This window comes from Clostridium sp. AM43-3BH, from assembly GCF_003479985.1.
Classification (GTDB): Bacteria; Bacillota; Clostridia; order Lachnospirales; family Lachnospiraceae; genus Otoolea; species Otoolea fessa.
In genome coordinates, this window is sequence record NZ_QUIH01000001.1 from 157,047 (window position 1) to 173,132 (window position 16,086).

Here is a 16,086-nt window from a genome sequence, read left to right on the forward strand (position 1 = left end):
CCTTTTTTCGTGTGATATTTCCCCGGAAAAGGGGGTTCTTTATACTGAAATATGCTTTCGTGGTAGATGCTCCAAAAACACCAAAAACCCTTGTAAATAAAGGAAAAATCCAGCATTTACAAGGGTTTCCGCATCCATCAAAAAAAGCAGATAACGGGAATCGAACCCGCCTTTCCAGCTTGGGAAGCTAGCGTTCTACCGATGAACCATATCTGCAAATATATATTAAGTATACTGTTTTTTCTGAAAAAGTCAAGAAATTTATCTTGCCAAAAAGGGAGGAAAGTTACTGTACACGGGTAGGCACTTTTGGGATCGAAAGAGACAAATATATTCAAAACACCCACAAAATGCCCTCTTAACACAATTTATATTTCAAAAACTCGCAGAAGGTGTTATAATAATTCCGTATGGATTAGGGCGTGGTTTTCAGGCACCCTTTTTCCGTCATAGGAAAGTGTTAAGGCACATTTTTTATTTTGTATATAAATCTGTATCGGTATGGCGGATAAACAGAAAATAACGGAGGAAACTATGGATATAATCATTATCGGATGCGGCAAGGTTGGTACGACGCTGGCGGAGCAGCTTGTCCGGGAAGATCACAATGTGGTGATGATCGATACGTCTGCGGAGCGGATGCAGCGGGTGTCAGATGATATCGATGCGATCAAGCTGGTGGGAAATGGTGCCAGCATTTCCATGCAGATCGAGGCAGGTGTGCAGACGGCGGACATGCTGATTGCCGTGACAGGGTCGGATGAGATGAACCTTCTCTGCTGCCTGATTGCGAGAAAAGTGGGGCATTGCCACACGATTGCGCGTGTGCGGAATCCGATTTACAGCAACGAGCTTACCTTTATCAAGCAGCAGCTGGGAATTTCCATGATTATTAACCCGGAATATGCGGCGGCGACGGAGATTTCGAGAATTCTGCGCTTTCCGTCAGCGATCAAGATCGATCCATTTGCCAAGGGAAAGGTAGAGCTTCTGAAATTTAAGGTAAAACCGGAGTTTAAGCTGGACGGGCTTTCGGTCATGGATATTGACAGCCAATTCCGCTGCGATGTCCTGATCGGCGGTGTTGAGCGCGGCGATGAGGTGGCGATCCCGGATGGTAAATTTGTGATCAAAAACGGGGATATGGTGTCGATTATCGCCTCCCCGGCAAATTCGGCAGAATTTTTCCGCAAGATCGGCATTCAGACAAACCAGGTCAGAAATACGTTGATTGTCGGAGGCGGTACGATTGCTTATTATCTGGCAAAACTTTTGGCGGCGATGAAGATCCGGGTTAAAATTGTGGAGAAGGATAAAGCGCGCTGCGAGGTTCTGACAGAACTTCTGGACGATGCGTTGATCCTCAACGGCGACGGAACGGACCGGCAGCTTCTTCTGGAAGAGGGGCTGATGACGGCGGAGGCATTTGTCACTCTGACGAATATGGATGAGGAAAATGTATTCCTTGCGCTGTATGCGAAGGAAAATTCCAGCGCGAAGCTGGTGACGAAGGTTAACCGGATCGCCTTTGACGAGCTGATCAGCAAGCTGGATCTGGGAAGTCTGATTTATCCGAAATACATTACGGCGGACTACATTTTACAGTATGTGCGCGCGATGCAGAATACCATCGGTAGCAATGTGGAGACGTTGTACCATATTCTCGACAGCCGGGCGGAAGCGCTGGAGTTTGTGATCCGCGAGGAGTCGGAAGTGACGGGCATTCCGCTGATGAATCTGAATCTCAAGAACAACCTGCTGATCGGATGCATTAACCGCGGCGGTAATATCAAGATCGCGCGTGGACAGGACTGCATCCAGCAGGGCGATACAGTGATCGTCCTGACGAGTCAGAAAGGTCTGCGGGATATCCGTGACATCCTGAGAAAGTAGGCGGCATAGATGAATTATTCGATTGTATTTTATATCATAGGCTGGATCCTGAATTTTGAGGCGGCTTTTATGGTGCTTCCGACGGCAGTGGCGCTGATTTACCGTGAGTCGGAGGTATGGTGTTTTCTGGCAACGATGGCAGTATGCCTGATGGTTGGTATGCTTCTGGTACGCCGGAAACCGAAAAATCAGATCTTTTATGTGGCGGAGAGCTTTGTGGCGGTTTCTCTAAGCTGGGTTTTACTCAGTGTGATGGGAGCAGTGCCGTTTGTATTAAGCGGCTATATTCCAAATCCGATCGATGCCTTGTTTGAGACGGTATCGGGCTTTACGACGACCGGTGCAAGTATTCTGAGCAGTGTGGAGCAGCTGCCGAAATGCTTATTATTCTGGCGGAGTTTTACGCACTGGATCGGCGGTATGGGCGTTCTGGTATTCCTTCTGAGTGTCCTGCCGATGGTGGGCGGTTCCCATATGAATTTGATGAAGGCGGAGAGCCCAGGACCCATCGTGAGCCGTCTCGTTCCGAAGGTTCAGATGACGGCGAAGCTGTTATACCAGATTTATCTGGGAATGACGATTCTTGAGGCTGTGATTCTGATTCTTGGGAAAATGCCGATTTTTGACGCGATCACGATCACGGTCGGAACAGCAGGTACGGGTGGTTTTGCAATCCGGAATGATAGTCTGGCGAGCTACACGGCATTTCAGAAAAATGTCGTGACGGTGTTTATGATTCTGTTCGGAGTGAATTTTAACTTTTACTTCTTCCTGCTGATGCGGAAGATAGGACAGGCCTTTAAAATGCAGGAGGTCCGGGCATATTTTCTAATCATTGCATCGGCGATTGGCATCATTACAGTCAATACGGTATCACTCTGCGGCAATGCACTGCAGGCATTCCAGGATGCGGCATTCCAGGTCGGTTCAGTTATCACGACGACCGGTTATGCCACGGTGGATTTTGATAAATGGCCGCAGCTTTCAAGAACGGTTATGGTACTTTTGATGTTTATCGGCGCCTGCGCGGGCAGTACCGGAGGCGGTATCAAGGTGTCACGTGTTTTGATTTTGCTTAAATCAGTAAAAAAGGAACTGAAACAGTACCTGCACCCGAGTGCAGTGGAGAAGATCAAAATGGATGGAAAGATCGTGGAGCATGAGGTTGTGCGCTCGACGAATGTGTTTATGGTCGCGTATGTGCTCATTTTTACGGTATCTGTTCTGCTGATTTCTCTGGATGAATACGATCTGGTGACGAATTTTACGGCGGTTACGGCTACGTTTAATAATATCGGACCGGGTCTGGCACTGGTCGGACCGACCGGAAACTTTGGATTTTTCAGTAATTTTTCAAAAGTGGTTCTGATTTTTGATATGCTGGCAGGACGTCTGGAGATTTTTCCGGTACTTCTGCTGTTTTCAAGGGAAACCTGGAAACGGTTCTAGGGAAGGAGAGTGCGGATGGATATACTGTTCTTTTTGACGGGATGTCTGGGACTGGCGGAGACAATTGATTTGTTCTGCGGCAAAGATTTCCTGATTTTTATATCGGATTCGATCGATCCGAAGAGATATAACCTGAAAAAAGTGTATGCGGTTGAAAAATGGCTGTTTGCGATTGATACATTGTCGCTGTTTGGCATGGCGTTTCATCTGGGCGGCGGCACGGGCGATCTGGTGCTGGCGGCGGTTGTGCTGGTGACACTGTTCGCGCATGTGTATGTGTTTAAGAGCCGGAACTTCCGGGTGTAAGTAGATAAAAGTGGACGTGATGTGTCTGGCATGCGCCCATTTTTGCTGCCATGATGCAGAGAAAATGGCTGATGGATGACTTGACTGGTTTTGGGACAGATGTTTGAAACGGCTGACGGTGTGGCTTCCGGGGAAGTGGGACACACTTTGCGTTGACAGGCATATGATATAGTATCAATGAAAAATGAAAAGGAGATTATCATATGTGTTGGTCTTGGGGTAATGGTTGTGGACACTGCGGAGGATGCGGCGGCTGTGGAAATAATGGATGGGGCTGGAATAGCTGTGGAAATAACGGAAGAAATTCCTATCGGAGAGGTTTCAATGATGGTTATGCAGTCGGCTACCGGGATGGCTATGATGCCGGAAGAGACAGCCAGTCTGGCTGTGGCTGCGGCAATAATGGTGGCTGTGGCTGCGGAAACTAGAGAGGGCGATTTAATTTGCACGAGGTGTGAACTGAGGGAAAGAAAGCCGGGCGGTGAGAGCTGCCCGGCTTTCTTCTTTTCATTTATTAAGAACGCTAAGAATATGCTAAAAATCGGGGCAACAGGATTTGAACCTGCGACCTCTCGGCCCCCAGCCGAGCGCGCTACCAAGCTACGCCATACCCCGAAAATAAATCATAGCTGCACTTTGCCAAATTTTCAGCTGACATATACCGCCATTTGTTGAAGTATTATATGCGTATCATTATATCAAAATTACATCAAAAATCAACTATGACTTCTAAATTTTCGCTGCCGGATGTTTGTTTTTTGATGTAATTTTGATGGTTGAGTGGAATTTTACGAATCAATGGAATGGATCAATAGAATGAATATTTTCCCAATATTGACTCCAAATTTGAAAAATGGTATGATGAAAACGTGGATAATTAAAAGAAAAGGTCATAGCAGAGTCTTCGGCTGTGACCTTTTGTAGTAACCAACCCCAAGGAGAACATCATGATAAGTTTTGACCTCGACATGACCCTTTTAGACCACCGGACGGATCAGATCACACCGAGTGCGCTGGAGGCGATTGAAAAGCTGCGCCCGAAGTACAAGATTGTGCTGGCAACGGGGCGCGATATGGATAATTATTACAGTACATCGTACCGGGACATCGTCCGTCCGGATGCGATTGTACATATGAACGGGACGAAGATCACAGTGGGAGATAAGCTGCTGTTTGAGCACATCTTTGATCCGGAACTCCTGCGCCGGGTGCTGAGTTTCTGCGATGAAAAGGGATTCGGAATCGGCATGACGGTGGGGGATGAAGATTACTATATCCATCCGGAGATCATTGCGGCTAATGATATCCGCTTCTGGGGAAGCTGCGGGCGGCAGTTCCAGGATCCGTGGAAGATGCTCACGATGCCGGTCCGGACACTGGCGTTTGTCGGCAGCCGTGAACAGGTGAAGGAGATGGAACGGGAATTTCCGACCCTGAAATTGCCGATGTTTGCGAGCGGACATGGCGCGGATGTGGTCGAGAAAGGCAATTCCAAGGCGGACGGACTCCGCAGGCTGGCGGTGTATTTTGGAGAAAAAGAAGATCTCTCCGATACAGTGGCATTTGGCGACAGCATGAATGATATTGAGGTTGTGCAGGAAGCCGGCATCGGCGTGGCGATGGGAAATGCAGTGGATGCGCTTAAAAAAGTAGCCGATTACGTGACGGCACCGATCGGGGAAGATGGAATTTATAAAGCGTGCGAACACCTTCATTTATTTTAAAGAAGTTATTTTCCTATTTTACCTGTTCCCATTTTCCTATATAAATGATATAATAGCTACCAAACGGTTATTGTCCACAGGTGAGTTTCTTTGAGTAGAAATTCCATGCAGTACAATAACAAGAAATGACTTAAAAGGCGCGTGCCTGCAAGCTTTGACTAAAAGGATGAACTGCGGCTGCAGAAATCGGCAGTGCGGCAGGGAACCGGACACGCACCGGGAAAAAAGAGAGGATGTAACAGATGGAACATTTAATTACTCCGGCTGGTTATAAACCGGTATTGGATTTGAGAGAAACACAGGTTGCTATCAAGGAAATCAAGGACTTTTTTCAGAGAGAACTGGCAAAACAGCTCAATCTGACCCGTGTGTCCGCACCGCTTTTTGTACTGCCGGAATCTGGTCTGAACGATAACTTAAACGGCGTAGAGCGCCCGGTATCCTTTGGAATTCTGGAGCAGAAAGATCGGAAGGCTGAGATTGTACATTCTCTCGCCAAATGGAAACGTCAGGCATTAAAAGAGTACGGATTTCAGGAAGGTGAAGGCCTTTACACCGACATGAGCGCGATCCGTCGTGATGAGGATACAGACAACATCCATTCCATTTATGTGGATCAGTGGGACTGGGAGAAGATCATCAGTAAAAAAGATCGTACCCGTGAGACACTGGAATCCATTGTCCGTTCGGTTTACAAGGCACTGAAAGTGACCGAGGACTATATGGCATATGAGTATGAGTACATTGGACGTTATCTTCCGGAAAATATCACATTTGTGACGACCCAGGAACTGGAAGATATGTATCCGGATTGCACACCGAAGGAGCGCGAGTACAAGATTGCGAAGCTGCACGGTGCGGTATTTATCGAGCAGATTGGTGACAAGATGAAATCCGGTGAGAAGCACGATGGTCGTGCTCCGGACTATGATGACTGGAAATTAAACGGCGATATTCTGGTATATTATCCAGTTCTGGATATCGGACTGGAGCTTTCTTCCATGGGTATCCGTGTTGATGAGGATTCCCTGAAAGAGCAGCTGGTAAAGGCGGGATGTGAGGAACGCGCGGAGCTGCCATTCCAGAAAGCAGTTCTGGAGGGAGAGCTTCCGTATACAGTCGGCGGCGGTATCGGTCAGTCCCGTATCTGTATGTTCTTCCTGCGGAAAGCACATATCGGAGAGGTGCAGGCGTCGATCTGGCCGGACGGTGTGCGCGCAGAGGCAGAGGCTCACAACATTCATCTGCTGTAAAAATAAAATTGATGAAAAGCTGCCCGGGAAAGTGATTTTCTGCGGCAGTTTTTTGTGTAATAAGAAATTCATTAGAATTCCCTATTACACAAAAAGGCACATTCTTTTTATGTAATGGGAAGCCCATAGAATGAGAGGATAGGATATTTATATGGCGGATCATATCTATGATTTAATTATTATCGGTGCGGGACCGGCGGGATATACGGCAGCGCTGCGTGCGGCGGCGATGGGGATGGATGCAGTCCTGATCGAGAAAAAAGCGCTGGGCGGCTCATGCGTCAATACCGGCTGTATTCCTGCCAAGGCGCTTCTGCAGGCGACTGCAGTCTACCGGGATATGTTGAAAGCATTCCGGTTTGGTATCGTGGCGGAGAAGGTCAGCTTTGACTGGCGGCAGATGCAGATTTATAAAAATGAGTCCGTGGAATCATTCCGCTCAATGATTCAGGGAATGTTAGAAAAAGCGGAGGTGGAGATGATTCACGGCGATGCGCGCCTGCATGCGGATAATGTGGTGCGTGTGACGACCTCCAAAGGCGCATTGACGCTGAAAGGAAAAAATGTGATTCTGGCAACCGGTTCCAGCCCTGTGATTCCGGATATCCCAGGAATTGATCTGCCGCAGGTTATGACAAGCCGTGATATTCTGCGGATGGATGACTGGAATTTTGACTGTCTGACGGTCATCGGCGGCGGTGTCATCGGTGTGGAGATCGCGACGATCTTCGCGGCGCTCGGTTCCCGCGTGACGCTTTTGGAGCAGGCAAATCGTCTGCTGGAGTCGATGGATCCGATGATTTCCGAGCAGATGGAAGCAAATCTGCGTTCTAAGGGTATTGAAGTCCACTGCAATGTACAGGTCATGGAGATCAAGGATCGCGGTAATGACACGGTGTCGGTCAATTACCGTTGTGAGCGCGGCTGGAAGGAAAGCCCGGCGGACCGCGTGCTGGTGGCAGTCGGCAGACGCCCGAATATGTCGAAGGTTCTGGCGGACGATTGTCAGGTACAGCTGGAAAATGGGCGTCCGCTCATCAAGGGAACCTACCGCACGACGCAGGAAAATGTCTATGCGATCGGCGATACCGTGGCGCGGAAACGTCTTGCCCATGTGGCAGCGTCCCATGCGGCTTATCTGGTCGAAAACCTGGCGGGACGCGGACACCGGATGCAGCTTTCGGTCGTGCCGAACGGTATGTATGTTGTGCTTCCGGTTGTGCCGACTTGTATTTATACGGAGCCGGAGATTGCGGCGGTTGGATTTACGGAAAATGACGCCCGCCTTTATAATATGAAGATCAAGTGCGGTGTGGCATATATGACGGAAAATGGAAAAGCGCTTCTGGCGAGAAACAGCCGCGGCTTTGTGCGCCTGATTTTTGAGGCGTATACCAACACGCTGATCGGGGCGCAGATCATGTGTGCGCGTGCGACGGACATGATCGGAGAGATGGCAACGGCGATCGCCAACGGTCTTACGGCATATCAGCTCTCGACGGCGATGCGCGCGCATCCGACGTACAGTGAGGCGATCACGGAGGCGATCGAAGATGCGTTGAAAAATGGATAATAGAGAAACAACAGGAGGCAGAAAAATGGGACGTGAGGTTCGGGCGAAAATTGAACAGCTTCGCGAGAAGATGGCGGAGCGTGGAATGGACGCATATCTGATTCCAACATCGGATTTCCACGGCTCGGAATACGTGAGCGGGTATTTCAAATGCCGGAAATATATGACAGGCTTTACCGGTTCGGCGGGAACGGCGGTCATTACGATGGAGGACGCAGGTCTCTGGACGGATGGCAGATATTTTGTGCAGGCGGCAGCAGAGCTTTCCGGCAGCGGGGTGGAACTTTACCGCTCCGGTCAGGAGGGCGTGCCGACGACGCTGGAATTTTTGAAAAAACATATGCCGGAACAGGGTGTTCTGGGTTTTGACGGCAGAGTGGTCGATACGGCAGAGGGCGAGCGCATCGCGAAAGCACTGTCCGGGAAAAAGGTACGCATTTCGGAGGGTGAGGATCTGGTTGGAAGCATCTGGGACGACCGCCCGGCGCTTCCGATGAACCCGGTCTGGATTCTGGAAGAGAAGTATGCGGGAAAACCGGCGGAGGAGAAGATTGCAGATCTGCGCGGGGAGATGAAAAAGCGTCAGGCGACGGTGCATCTGCTGACGAGTCTTGATGATATCGCGTGGCTTTTAAATATCCGGGGTGATGACATTGTACATACGCCGGTTGTATTGTCCTACTTGATTGTGACAAAACAGGAATTATTCCTCTTTATTCATGAGAAGACGCTGAACGAAGAAGTACGTGCCTATCTGCATGGACTGGGCGTTCGGATCATGCCATATGAGGCGGTATACCAGATTGCATCCGCATTCCGCTATGAGCGCGTTTTATTGGAAAAGTCGAAGATCAATTACCGTCTGTTCCGGTGCCTGGATGCGAGCGTGAAAGTGATCGAGGCGATGAATCCGACGGCAGCGGCCAAAGCAGTCAAAAATCCAGTGGAACAGGAAAATATGCGCCGTGTGCATGTGCAGGACGGTCTGGTATTGACCCGTTTCCTGCGCTGGGTGAAGGAACATGCAGGCGAAAAAGGACTGGACGAGTGGACCGCAGGGGAATATCTGGATAAGCTGCGCCTGGAACAAAAAAACTGCCTGGATATGAGCTTTACGACGATCTCTGCGTGGGGACCGAACGCGGCGATGTGCCATTATACGGCGTCTGAGACAGAGAAGAGTAGTGTACCGAAGAAGGGGCTGTATCTGGTCGATTCCGGCGGACAGTATTATGAGGGAACGACGGATGTGACGCGTACCATCGCGGTCGGACCGATCACGCAGGAAGAAAAACGCTGCTGTACGCTGGTGGCGTGCTCGATGCTGCGTCTGCTGGATGCGAAGTTTATGTATGGCTGCCGCGGTATCAATCTGGACTATATTGCGCGCGAACTCCTGTGGAAAAACGGCCTGGATTTCAACCATGGAACAGGGCATGGTGTCGGCTATCTGGGCTGTGTGCATGAGCGCCCGAATTCCATCCGATGGAGGCTGCTCACATCGCCCGCTGAAAATGCGGTTCTGGAGGAAGGCATGGTTACCTCTGATGAGCCGGGTCTTTATCTGGAAGGAAAATTTGGCATCCGGACGGAGAATCTGATGCTCTGTGTGAAAGATGTGAAGAATGAATTTGGTCAGTTCATGAAATTTGAAAATCTGACCTGGGTTCCGATTGATCTGGACACGATCGATGTATCGCTGATGGAAGGGCGTGACCGCGAGCTTTTGAACGCGTACCACAAGGGCGTGTTTAAGAAGCTGTCTCCGTATATGACGGAGGAAGAGAAGGTGTGGCTGGCAGAGGCGACGAGAGCGATTTAGAGGAGAAAAATAAGGAAGATACGGCAGCAAAACATTAAAAAATCGGATAAAAACCGGCATAGATAAAAGATGCTGGATATAAACTGTAAATGACCATGTAAAATAAATGCGAGGCTGCGTGTATGCGCTATCATTCGTTCGACCGTGTCCGAATCTGTGAGACAACTGGAATGCAGGACGGCTATCTGCGGATCGATGTGGTAAACAGTGAAAACAATTTTCCAATTAAGGGAGCAGAGGCTTCGATCAGCTATGGAGAATCAGGACAGACGCAGGAAGTGCTTAGAACCAATTTATCCGGGCAGACGGAGGAGATTGCGGTAGCGGCGCCTCCTGCGTTGCTTTCACTGGAAGAACAGAACCGGGAAAAGCCGTATGCGGATTATACGGTGGAAGTGCGGGCAGAGGGCTATGGGCCGGTGAAGGTAAAGGGAACGGAGGTGCTGGCGGGCGTGCTGGCAGTCCAGCCGATCCGGATGATTCCGCTTCCGGCTCAGACCGGAGCGGAGGAGAATATCCAGATTCCGGACCATACCTTATATGGTTCCTATCCGCCCAAGATTGCCGAGGATGAGGTAAAACCAGTGCAGGAGAGCGGAGAGATCGTGCTGAGCCGCGTGGTGGTGCCGCAGACGATCGTCGTGCATGACGGTGCACCGACCAATGCGTCCGCAAAAGATTACTATGTGGCATACCGGGATTATATCAAGAACGTGGCATCGAGCGAGATTTATGCGACCTGGCCGCGCAGCACAATCGTCGCTAATGTGCTGGCAATCATGTCGTTTACGTTGAACCGGGTGTATACGGAGTGGTATCGGAACCAGGGCTACGATTTTACGATTACATCCTCAACGGCATTCGATCACAAATGGATTTACGGGCGCGATATTTTTGAGCCGATCTCAGAGGTGGTGGATGACATTTTTGACAACTATCTGTCCCGCCCCGGTGTGAGGCAGCCGATTCTGACGCAGTACTGCGACGGGCGGCGGGTGTCCTGCCCGGGCTGGATGACCCAGTGGGGATCCTGCAGTCTGGGAGAACAGGGATACAGCGCGATCGAGATATTGCGGCGCTTCTATGGAAATAGTATTTACATCAACACTGCGGAACAGATATCAGGAATCCCGATCTCCTATCCGGGGGAACCGCTTAAGGTGGGTTCCAGCGGCGATAAGGTGCGGCAGCTGCAGCAGCAGCTTGACGCGGTGGCGACTGTGTATACAGCGATCCCGCGGGTTACGCCGGACGGGATCTACGGATCCGGAACGGAGGCGTCCGTACGGGCGTTCCAGTCGGTGTTTGGACTTCCGCAGACGGGCGTGGTCGATTTTGCTACCTGGTACAAGATTTCTCATATCTATGTGGGGATCTCGCGGATTGCGGAGCTGAATTGAGTTGGAAATGGGATTTGCGGGAGAAGAATAACGAAAAGACATATGAATTCCTATAGGTGAAATATCTGTGAGCAGGATGCATACAGGAAACAGAGACAAAGAACATAAGAGGGGGGTGGATTGGATGAAAGATACCAGACGGGAAGAGGGAGTCAGACAACCCGGGGGGACTGGCCGGGCAAATGCGATCACAGAGGGAGTGATCTGGAAACAGCTTCTGCTATTTTTCTTCCCAATTTTATTTGGAACTTTTTTTCAGCAGCTCTATAATACGGCAGATGCGGTGGTAGTAGGCCGTTTTGTCGGAAAGGAAGCGCTGGCGGCGGTCGGCGGAAGCACATCGATGCTTACGAACCTGCTGGTTGGCTTTTTTGTAGGACTTTCTTCGGGTGCGACAGTTATCATCGCCCAGTTTTACGGGGCGGGACGCGGTCAGCGGGTCAGCGAGGCAGTCCACACGGCGATTGCCTTTTCGCTGCTGTGCGGTATCCTTATGACGGTTGGCGGACTCCTTTTTTCCGACACGGCGCTTCGCCTGATGGGGACGCCGGAGGATATCATGGACAATGCAAGCGGGTATCTGCACATTTATTTTGTCGGAATCACGGCGAACCTCTTATATAATATGGGTGCCGGAATCCTGCGGGCAATTGGTGATTCCAAAAGACCGTTCTATTTCCTTGTGATCAGCTGTTTTACAAACATTGCGCTCGATCTGTTGTTTGTAGTAGGACTTCGGATGGGCGTGCGTGGTGCGGCGGTGGCGACGATCCTTTCGCAGGTGGTCAGCGCGTGTCTGGTATTGGGAACGCTGATGCGTGCGGATGGCTCGTACCGGTTTGAGATCCGGAAAACGCGGATCACACCGGTGATTCTGGTGCGGATCATCCGGATTGGGTTTCCGGCTGGACTCCAGTCGGTTATGTATTCCTTTTCCAACCTCGTGATCCAGAGCAGCGTCAATGCACTGGGAACAGATACGGTGGCGGCGTGGGCTGCATATGGAAAGATCGACAGCACTTACTGGATGATCATTAATGCGCTGGGGATCTCCATCACGACCTTTGTCGGACAAAATTACGGCGCGGGGCGGCTGGACCGTGTGAAACGCAGCGTGTACGTCTGCCTGGGAATTTCCTGTATTATCACGGTGGGGCTGAGCACGATCCTGTATCTGACGGGCGGCTATATTTATCTGTTGTTCACAACGGATGCAGAGGTAATCGCGATCGGCATGAAGATTCTTCACTTCCTGGTGCCGGCATTTGTGACATACCTCTGTATTGAGATTTATTCCGGCGCACTGCGCGGTGTGGGAGACTGCTGGATTCCGATGATTATGACGGCGCTGGGCGTGTGCGTCCTGCGGGTTGTCTGGATCCTGATCGCTGTTCCGATCCGCCCGGATATCCTGACAGTGGTATTCAGCTATCCGCTGACCTGGACGATCACAACGGTTCTCTTTAATATTTATTATTATTTTTTCAGTGCGCTGAAAAAATGGAATGTGCCGCTTCCGTGGAAGAAAAAGAGGCGGGAGCTTCATAACCTGTAAATAGTTATGCATGGTTTCGAAAATGATTGACAAAACGGGGTGGTACTGGATTTTTTTCAGAAAGTGTGATATTCTTATGTTACAAAAGATAGGTGACAGTGTTTCTTCCTGGATGGATGCCGCGCAAGCGGCAGATAAAACGGAGATTCGAAACAGAGGGCAGAGGCACTTGCCGCTGGTCAGAAAGAGAGGCAGAATTATGGGCTATGAACCAATGAATGAGTCCTGGCAGATGGCGGGGGAACGCCATGAGACACTGGGACAGTATGTGGCGAAGACATATTTATGGATGTTTGCAGGGCTTCTTGTGACATTTGGCATCGCATTAGCCGGATACGTGACGGGAGCGATTTTGTATGTATTTCAGGTTCCGTATGCGACCCTCGCATTGACGGGACTGGAGCTTTTGACGGTGATCTGGCTGAGTGCCCGGATTCACAAGTTATCGGTGGGAGCGGCGAGAGGGCTGTTTCTATTCTATGCAGCTTTAAACGGCGTTGTTTTCTCGATGTATTTCCTGATCTTCGGTGTTGTGGAGATGGTGTTTGTATTTGCGGCGACCGCGCTGTTCTTCGGAATGATGGCGGGCGTCAGCCTGATCTTCAAGCTGGACTTGAGCGGAATCCGTCCATTGCTCGTTGGCGGACTGCTGTTTCTGATTCTCTTTGGTCTGCTTTCAATGTTTTTAAATCTAGGCAGCTTTGAGACAGTGCTCTGCTATGCCGGTATCGTGGTATTCTTAGGCTTTACCGCTTATGATACAACCAAGATCCGGGATAATTACCAGATTTTCTCCGCGGATCCGGAGCTGCTTCAGAAAGCATCGGTATTCTCAGCGCTGCAGCTGTATCTCGATTTTATCAACCTGTTTCTGTACATTATCCGCCTGATGAACCGGAATCGGAAATAGGAAAAAATCTTTCAGTAGAACAGAAGTTCCTTTGCAGGAATAAAGAAAAGTGGAATTTTGCGGAAAACTGAATATGCAAAAATGAAATGCCGGAACGGGGGAAAGCTTTGTTCCGGCATTATTGTGTTTTTCTGCTTGAAAATCCTGTTTTTGGCATGGACGGCTTCATTCTTTTAGCAGAAAGGGAAGCATTCTGTAATAAATTTGACAGATTTTATTTAAAGTTTCTCTATTGAAGTGGATGGGGAGTATCTGTTAAACTAGGTTATAATAGGAAATGTTCTGCTGTTGGTTACACAGTGTGTGGATGAACCATATTTGTTTCGCATATGCCCCCGCCGGATCAGGCGGGGAAATGTATATAAATGGTGAACAGACAACAGGTATAAAAGGATAATCAAGGAGGTTTTTTGGCATGAATCGGAATAGAATGAACAAAAAAAGGATGGGGCGCGCGCGTGTGCTTTCACGGGCAGCGGCTGGCATGCTGGCAGCAGCGCTGTGTTTTCAGCCGATGACAGCGCTGGCAGGACCGGCGGGAGATTCTTCTCTTACATCGTCATCCTCGAATGCGGGGCCGGGCGGCGGTTCGGGCAGCTCCAATTCGGGAAGTACAGGCAGCTCTGGCGGTTCGACTTCTGTTTCCAATGGGGGTGTGAGCGCGGTCACATCGGGGCTTGGCGTGTACCGGGTGACGGAGAATGAGGGGATCGGTGCGATTGCGCGCGGCGTGGATGTGTCCTACTGGCAGCAGAATGTAAATTGGAGCCAGGTGGCATCGGATAATGTACAGTTTGCGATGCTGGCAACCCGGTTCCGCGGTAATGTGGATCCGTTTTTCGCTATGAACGCGGCAAATGCGAGCCAGGCAGGGCTGCGGCTGGGCGCGTACATTTATTCGTATGCGACTTCGGTCGAAATGGCGCAGCAGGAGGCGGATTTTGTCCTGAATCTTATCAAGGATTATCCTATCTCCTTCCCGGTTGTCTTTGATGCCGAGGATGCTAATACGCTGGGAACCCTGACGCAGTCTCAGGTCAGCGATGTGATCAACGCGTTCTGTAAGCGGATTCAGGATGCAGGATATTATCCGATGGTCTATGCAAATGAATACTGGATTGCCAATAAGATCGATATGTCGAAGATTTCGTATGATATATGGGTGGCAAAATACCAGCAGAAGTATACATATTCAAAGACCTCGATGTGGCAGGCGTCCAACACCGGTTCGGTCAAGGGCGTGAACGGCAATGTGGATATTGATTATCTGTATAAAGATTATACGCAGATCATTCCGGGCAATACCTGGCGGACGATCGCGGGGAACCGTTACTATTATCAGAACCATGTGATGCAGAAAGCGGCGTGGATCAACGATGGTCAGAATTGGTACTATATGAATGCGGCGGGCAATCCGTCTAAAGGATGGCTGGAGCTTTCGGGCAAAAAGTATTATTTGGAGGCGGACGGTCATATGATTACCGGCTGGAAGACGCTGGACGGCGGCTGGCGTTACTTTGACGCATCCGGCGAACAGGCGACGGGCTGGCGTGCGGTCGATGGAAGCTGGTATTTCATGGCGGACAATGGTCTGATGCAGACCGGCTGGCTGGAGACGGGCGGCAAGAAATATTATCTGAACGCATCCGGCGCGATGCAGGCGGGCTGGCAGAACCTGGGCGGAAGCTGGTATTACTTTGACGGCTCCGGCGCCATGACGACGGGCTGGCAGGCAGTCGGCGGAAAGTGGTATTACATGAATGAGTCCGGCGTGATGCGGACCGGCTGGCTGGATCTTGGCGGTAAGAAATATTACCTGGATGCCAGCGGCGCGATGTACGCAGGTATTACGTTCGAGATGGATGGAAATACCTGGCAGGCAGCGGCAGACGGAAGCTGCACGGTAGTTCTGCCGGAGGAGAATGCGGCGGGAAATGGCGGTTCGACGGATGGACAGACTCCGATAACCGGAAGCCAGTCACCGGTGCAGCCGTCCGGTCCGGCAGGGGTATAATATAAATATGATTTGAACCAGTACCCAGATATTGGAGCTGATTCAGTTAAAAAAATGAAAAAGTAAACAAATTCGAACGGAAATAACTTGCTTTTTTGCCGACCTCATTATACAATGTTAAACAGGCAAAAAAAGGACTTGCTTATGGGATGGAGGAAACCAGCATAAGTAATCTGGCATAACATGA

The 16,086-nt window shown here is 50.1% G+C and carries 12 protein-coding genes and 2 tRNA genes; 12 read left to right on the forward strand and 2 right to left on the reverse strand.

Features of this window, described 5'->3' with window-relative positions; genetic code table 11:
• Positions 1-145: 145 nt before the first annotated feature.
• Positions 146-216, reverse strand: a tRNA-Gly gene (locus DW931_RS00675).
• Between the two features lie 318 nt (positions 217-534).
• On the opposite strand from DW931_RS00675, the gene trkA reads away from it, so the two are divergent.
• The 4 genes from trkA (at position 535) to DW931_RS00695 (ending at position 4,076) form a co-directional block, all read left to right on the forward strand.
• The gene (gene trkA, locus DW931_RS00680; RefSeq protein ID WP_118472912.1) at positions 535-1,893 is read left to right on the forward strand and encodes a Trk system potassium transporter TrkA; all 1,359 of its coding nucleotides are present in this window, start codon (positions 535-537) and stop codon (positions 1,891-1,893) included.
• 9 nt (positions 1,894-1,902) lie between these two features.
• Entirely contained in the window at positions 1,903-3,342 is a 1,440-nt protein-coding gene (locus DW931_RS00685) for a TrkH family potassium uptake protein (RefSeq protein ID WP_118481732.1), read from the forward strand.
• Positions 3,343-3,357: 15 nt separating this feature from the next.
• Entirely contained in the window at positions 3,358-3,648 is a 291-nt protein-coding gene (locus DW931_RS00690) for a hypothetical protein (protein ID WP_118626835.1), read from the forward strand.
• A 203-nt stretch (positions 3,649-3,851) separates the two neighbouring features.
• Positions 3,852-4,076 (forward strand): hypothetical protein, encoded by a 225-nt coding sequence (locus DW931_RS00695; RefSeq protein ID WP_118481733.1) that lies wholly within the window; start codon positions 3,852-3,854, stop codon positions 4,074-4,076.
• A 113-nt stretch (positions 4,077-4,189) separates the two neighbouring features.
• Here the strand turns inward: DW931_RS00695 and DW931_RS00700 are convergent.
• Positions 4,190-4,263: transfer RNA gene (locus DW931_RS00700), tRNA-Pro, on the reverse strand.
• A gap of 332 nt (positions 4,264-4,595) precedes the next feature.
• Between DW931_RS00700 and DW931_RS00705 the strand changes: the two genes are divergently transcribed.
• The 8 genes from DW931_RS00705 (at position 4,596) to DW931_RS00740 (ending at position 15,899) form a co-directional block, all read left to right on the forward strand.
• The gene (locus DW931_RS00705) at positions 4,596-5,372 is read left to right on the forward strand and encodes an HAD family hydrolase (RefSeq protein WP_022360199.1); all 777 of its coding nucleotides are present in this window, start codon (positions 4,596-4,598) and stop codon (positions 5,370-5,372) included.
• 242 nt (positions 5,373-5,614) lie between these two features.
• Positions 5,615-6,625, forward strand: a complete 1,011-nt coding sequence (gene asnA, locus DW931_RS00710; RefSeq protein WP_022360200.1) for an aspartate--ammonia ligase — start codon at positions 5,615-5,617, stop codon at positions 6,623-6,625.
• A gap of 151 nt (positions 6,626-6,776) precedes the next feature.
• On the forward strand, positions 6,777-8,198 hold the full coding sequence (lpdA, locus tag DW931_RS00715) for a dihydrolipoyl dehydrogenase (protein ID WP_106999716.1): 1,422 nt from the start codon (positions 6,777-6,779) through the stop codon (positions 8,196-8,198).
• A 25-nt stretch (positions 8,199-8,223) separates the two neighbouring features.
• Entirely contained in the window at positions 8,224-10,020 is a 1,797-nt protein-coding gene (locus DW931_RS00720) for an aminopeptidase P family N-terminal domain-containing protein (protein ID WP_118481734.1), read from the forward strand.
• A gap of 122 nt (positions 10,021-10,142) precedes the next feature.
• Entirely contained in the window at positions 10,143-11,420 is a 1,278-nt protein-coding gene (locus DW931_RS00725; protein WP_270252552.1) for a peptidoglycan-binding protein, read from the forward strand.
• A gap of 124 nt (positions 11,421-11,544) precedes the next feature.
• Positions 11,545-12,975, forward strand: coding sequence for an MATE family efflux transporter (locus DW931_RS00730; RefSeq protein WP_118481735.1), 1,431 nt, complete (start codon positions 11,545-11,547; stop codon positions 12,973-12,975).
• Between the two features lie 76 nt (positions 12,976-13,051).
• Positions 13,052-13,885 carry a Bax inhibitor-1/YccA family protein gene (locus DW931_RS00735; protein WP_347559411.1) on the forward strand — a complete coding sequence of 278 codons (834 nt, stop codon included), beginning with the start codon at positions 13,052-13,054 and terminating at the stop codon, positions 13,883-13,885.
• A 415-nt stretch (positions 13,886-14,300) separates the two neighbouring features.
• Positions 14,301-15,899: a GH25 family lysozyme gene (locus DW931_RS00740; protein WP_243015171.1), complete on the forward strand. Its 1,599-nt coding sequence runs from the start codon at positions 14,301-14,303 to the stop codon at positions 15,897-15,899.
• The last annotated feature ends 187 nt before the right edge of the window (positions 15,900-16,086 follow it).

Bases quoted from the DNA above. Each gene is read 5' to 3' on its own strand.
- trkA (WP_118472912.1), top strand. From the start codon at position 535: ATGGATATAATCATTATCGGATGCGGCAAGGTTGGTACGACGCTGGCG.
- DW931_RS00685 (WP_118481732.1), top strand. From the start codon at position 1,903: ATGAATTATTCGATTGTATTTTATATCATAGGCTGGATCCTGAATTTT.
- DW931_RS00690 (WP_118626835.1), top strand. From the start codon at position 3,358: ATGGATATACTGTTCTTTTTGACGGGATGTCTGGGACTGGCGGAGACA.
- DW931_RS00695 (WP_118481733.1), top strand. From the start codon at position 3,852: ATGTGTTGGTCTTGGGGTAATGGTTGTGGACACTGCGGAGGATGCGGC.
- DW931_RS00705 (WP_022360199.1), top strand. From the start codon at position 4,596: ATGATAAGTTTTGACCTCGACATGACCCTTTTAGACCACCGGACGGAT.
- asnA (WP_022360200.1), top strand. From the start codon at position 5,615: ATGGAACATTTAATTACTCCGGCTGGTTATAAACCGGTATTGGATTTG.
- lpdA (WP_106999716.1), top strand. From the start codon at position 6,777: ATGGCGGATCATATCTATGATTTAATTATTATCGGTGCGGGACCGGCG.
- DW931_RS00720 (WP_118481734.1), top strand. From the start codon at position 8,224: ATGGGACGTGAGGTTCGGGCGAAAATTGAACAGCTTCGCGAGAAGATG.
- DW931_RS00725 (WP_270252552.1), top strand. From the start codon at position 10,143: ATGCGCTATCATTCGTTCGACCGTGTCCGAATCTGTGAGACAACTGGA.
- DW931_RS00730 (WP_118481735.1), top strand. From the start codon at position 11,545: ATGAAAGATACCAGACGGGAAGAGGGAGTCAGACAACCCGGGGGGACT.
- DW931_RS00735 (WP_347559411.1), top strand. From the start codon at position 13,052: ATGTTACAAAAGATAGGTGACAGTGTTTCTTCCTGGATGGATGCCGCG.
- DW931_RS00740 (WP_243015171.1), top strand. From the start codon at position 14,301: ATGAATCGGAATAGAATGAACAAAAAAAGGATGGGGCGCGCGCGTGTG.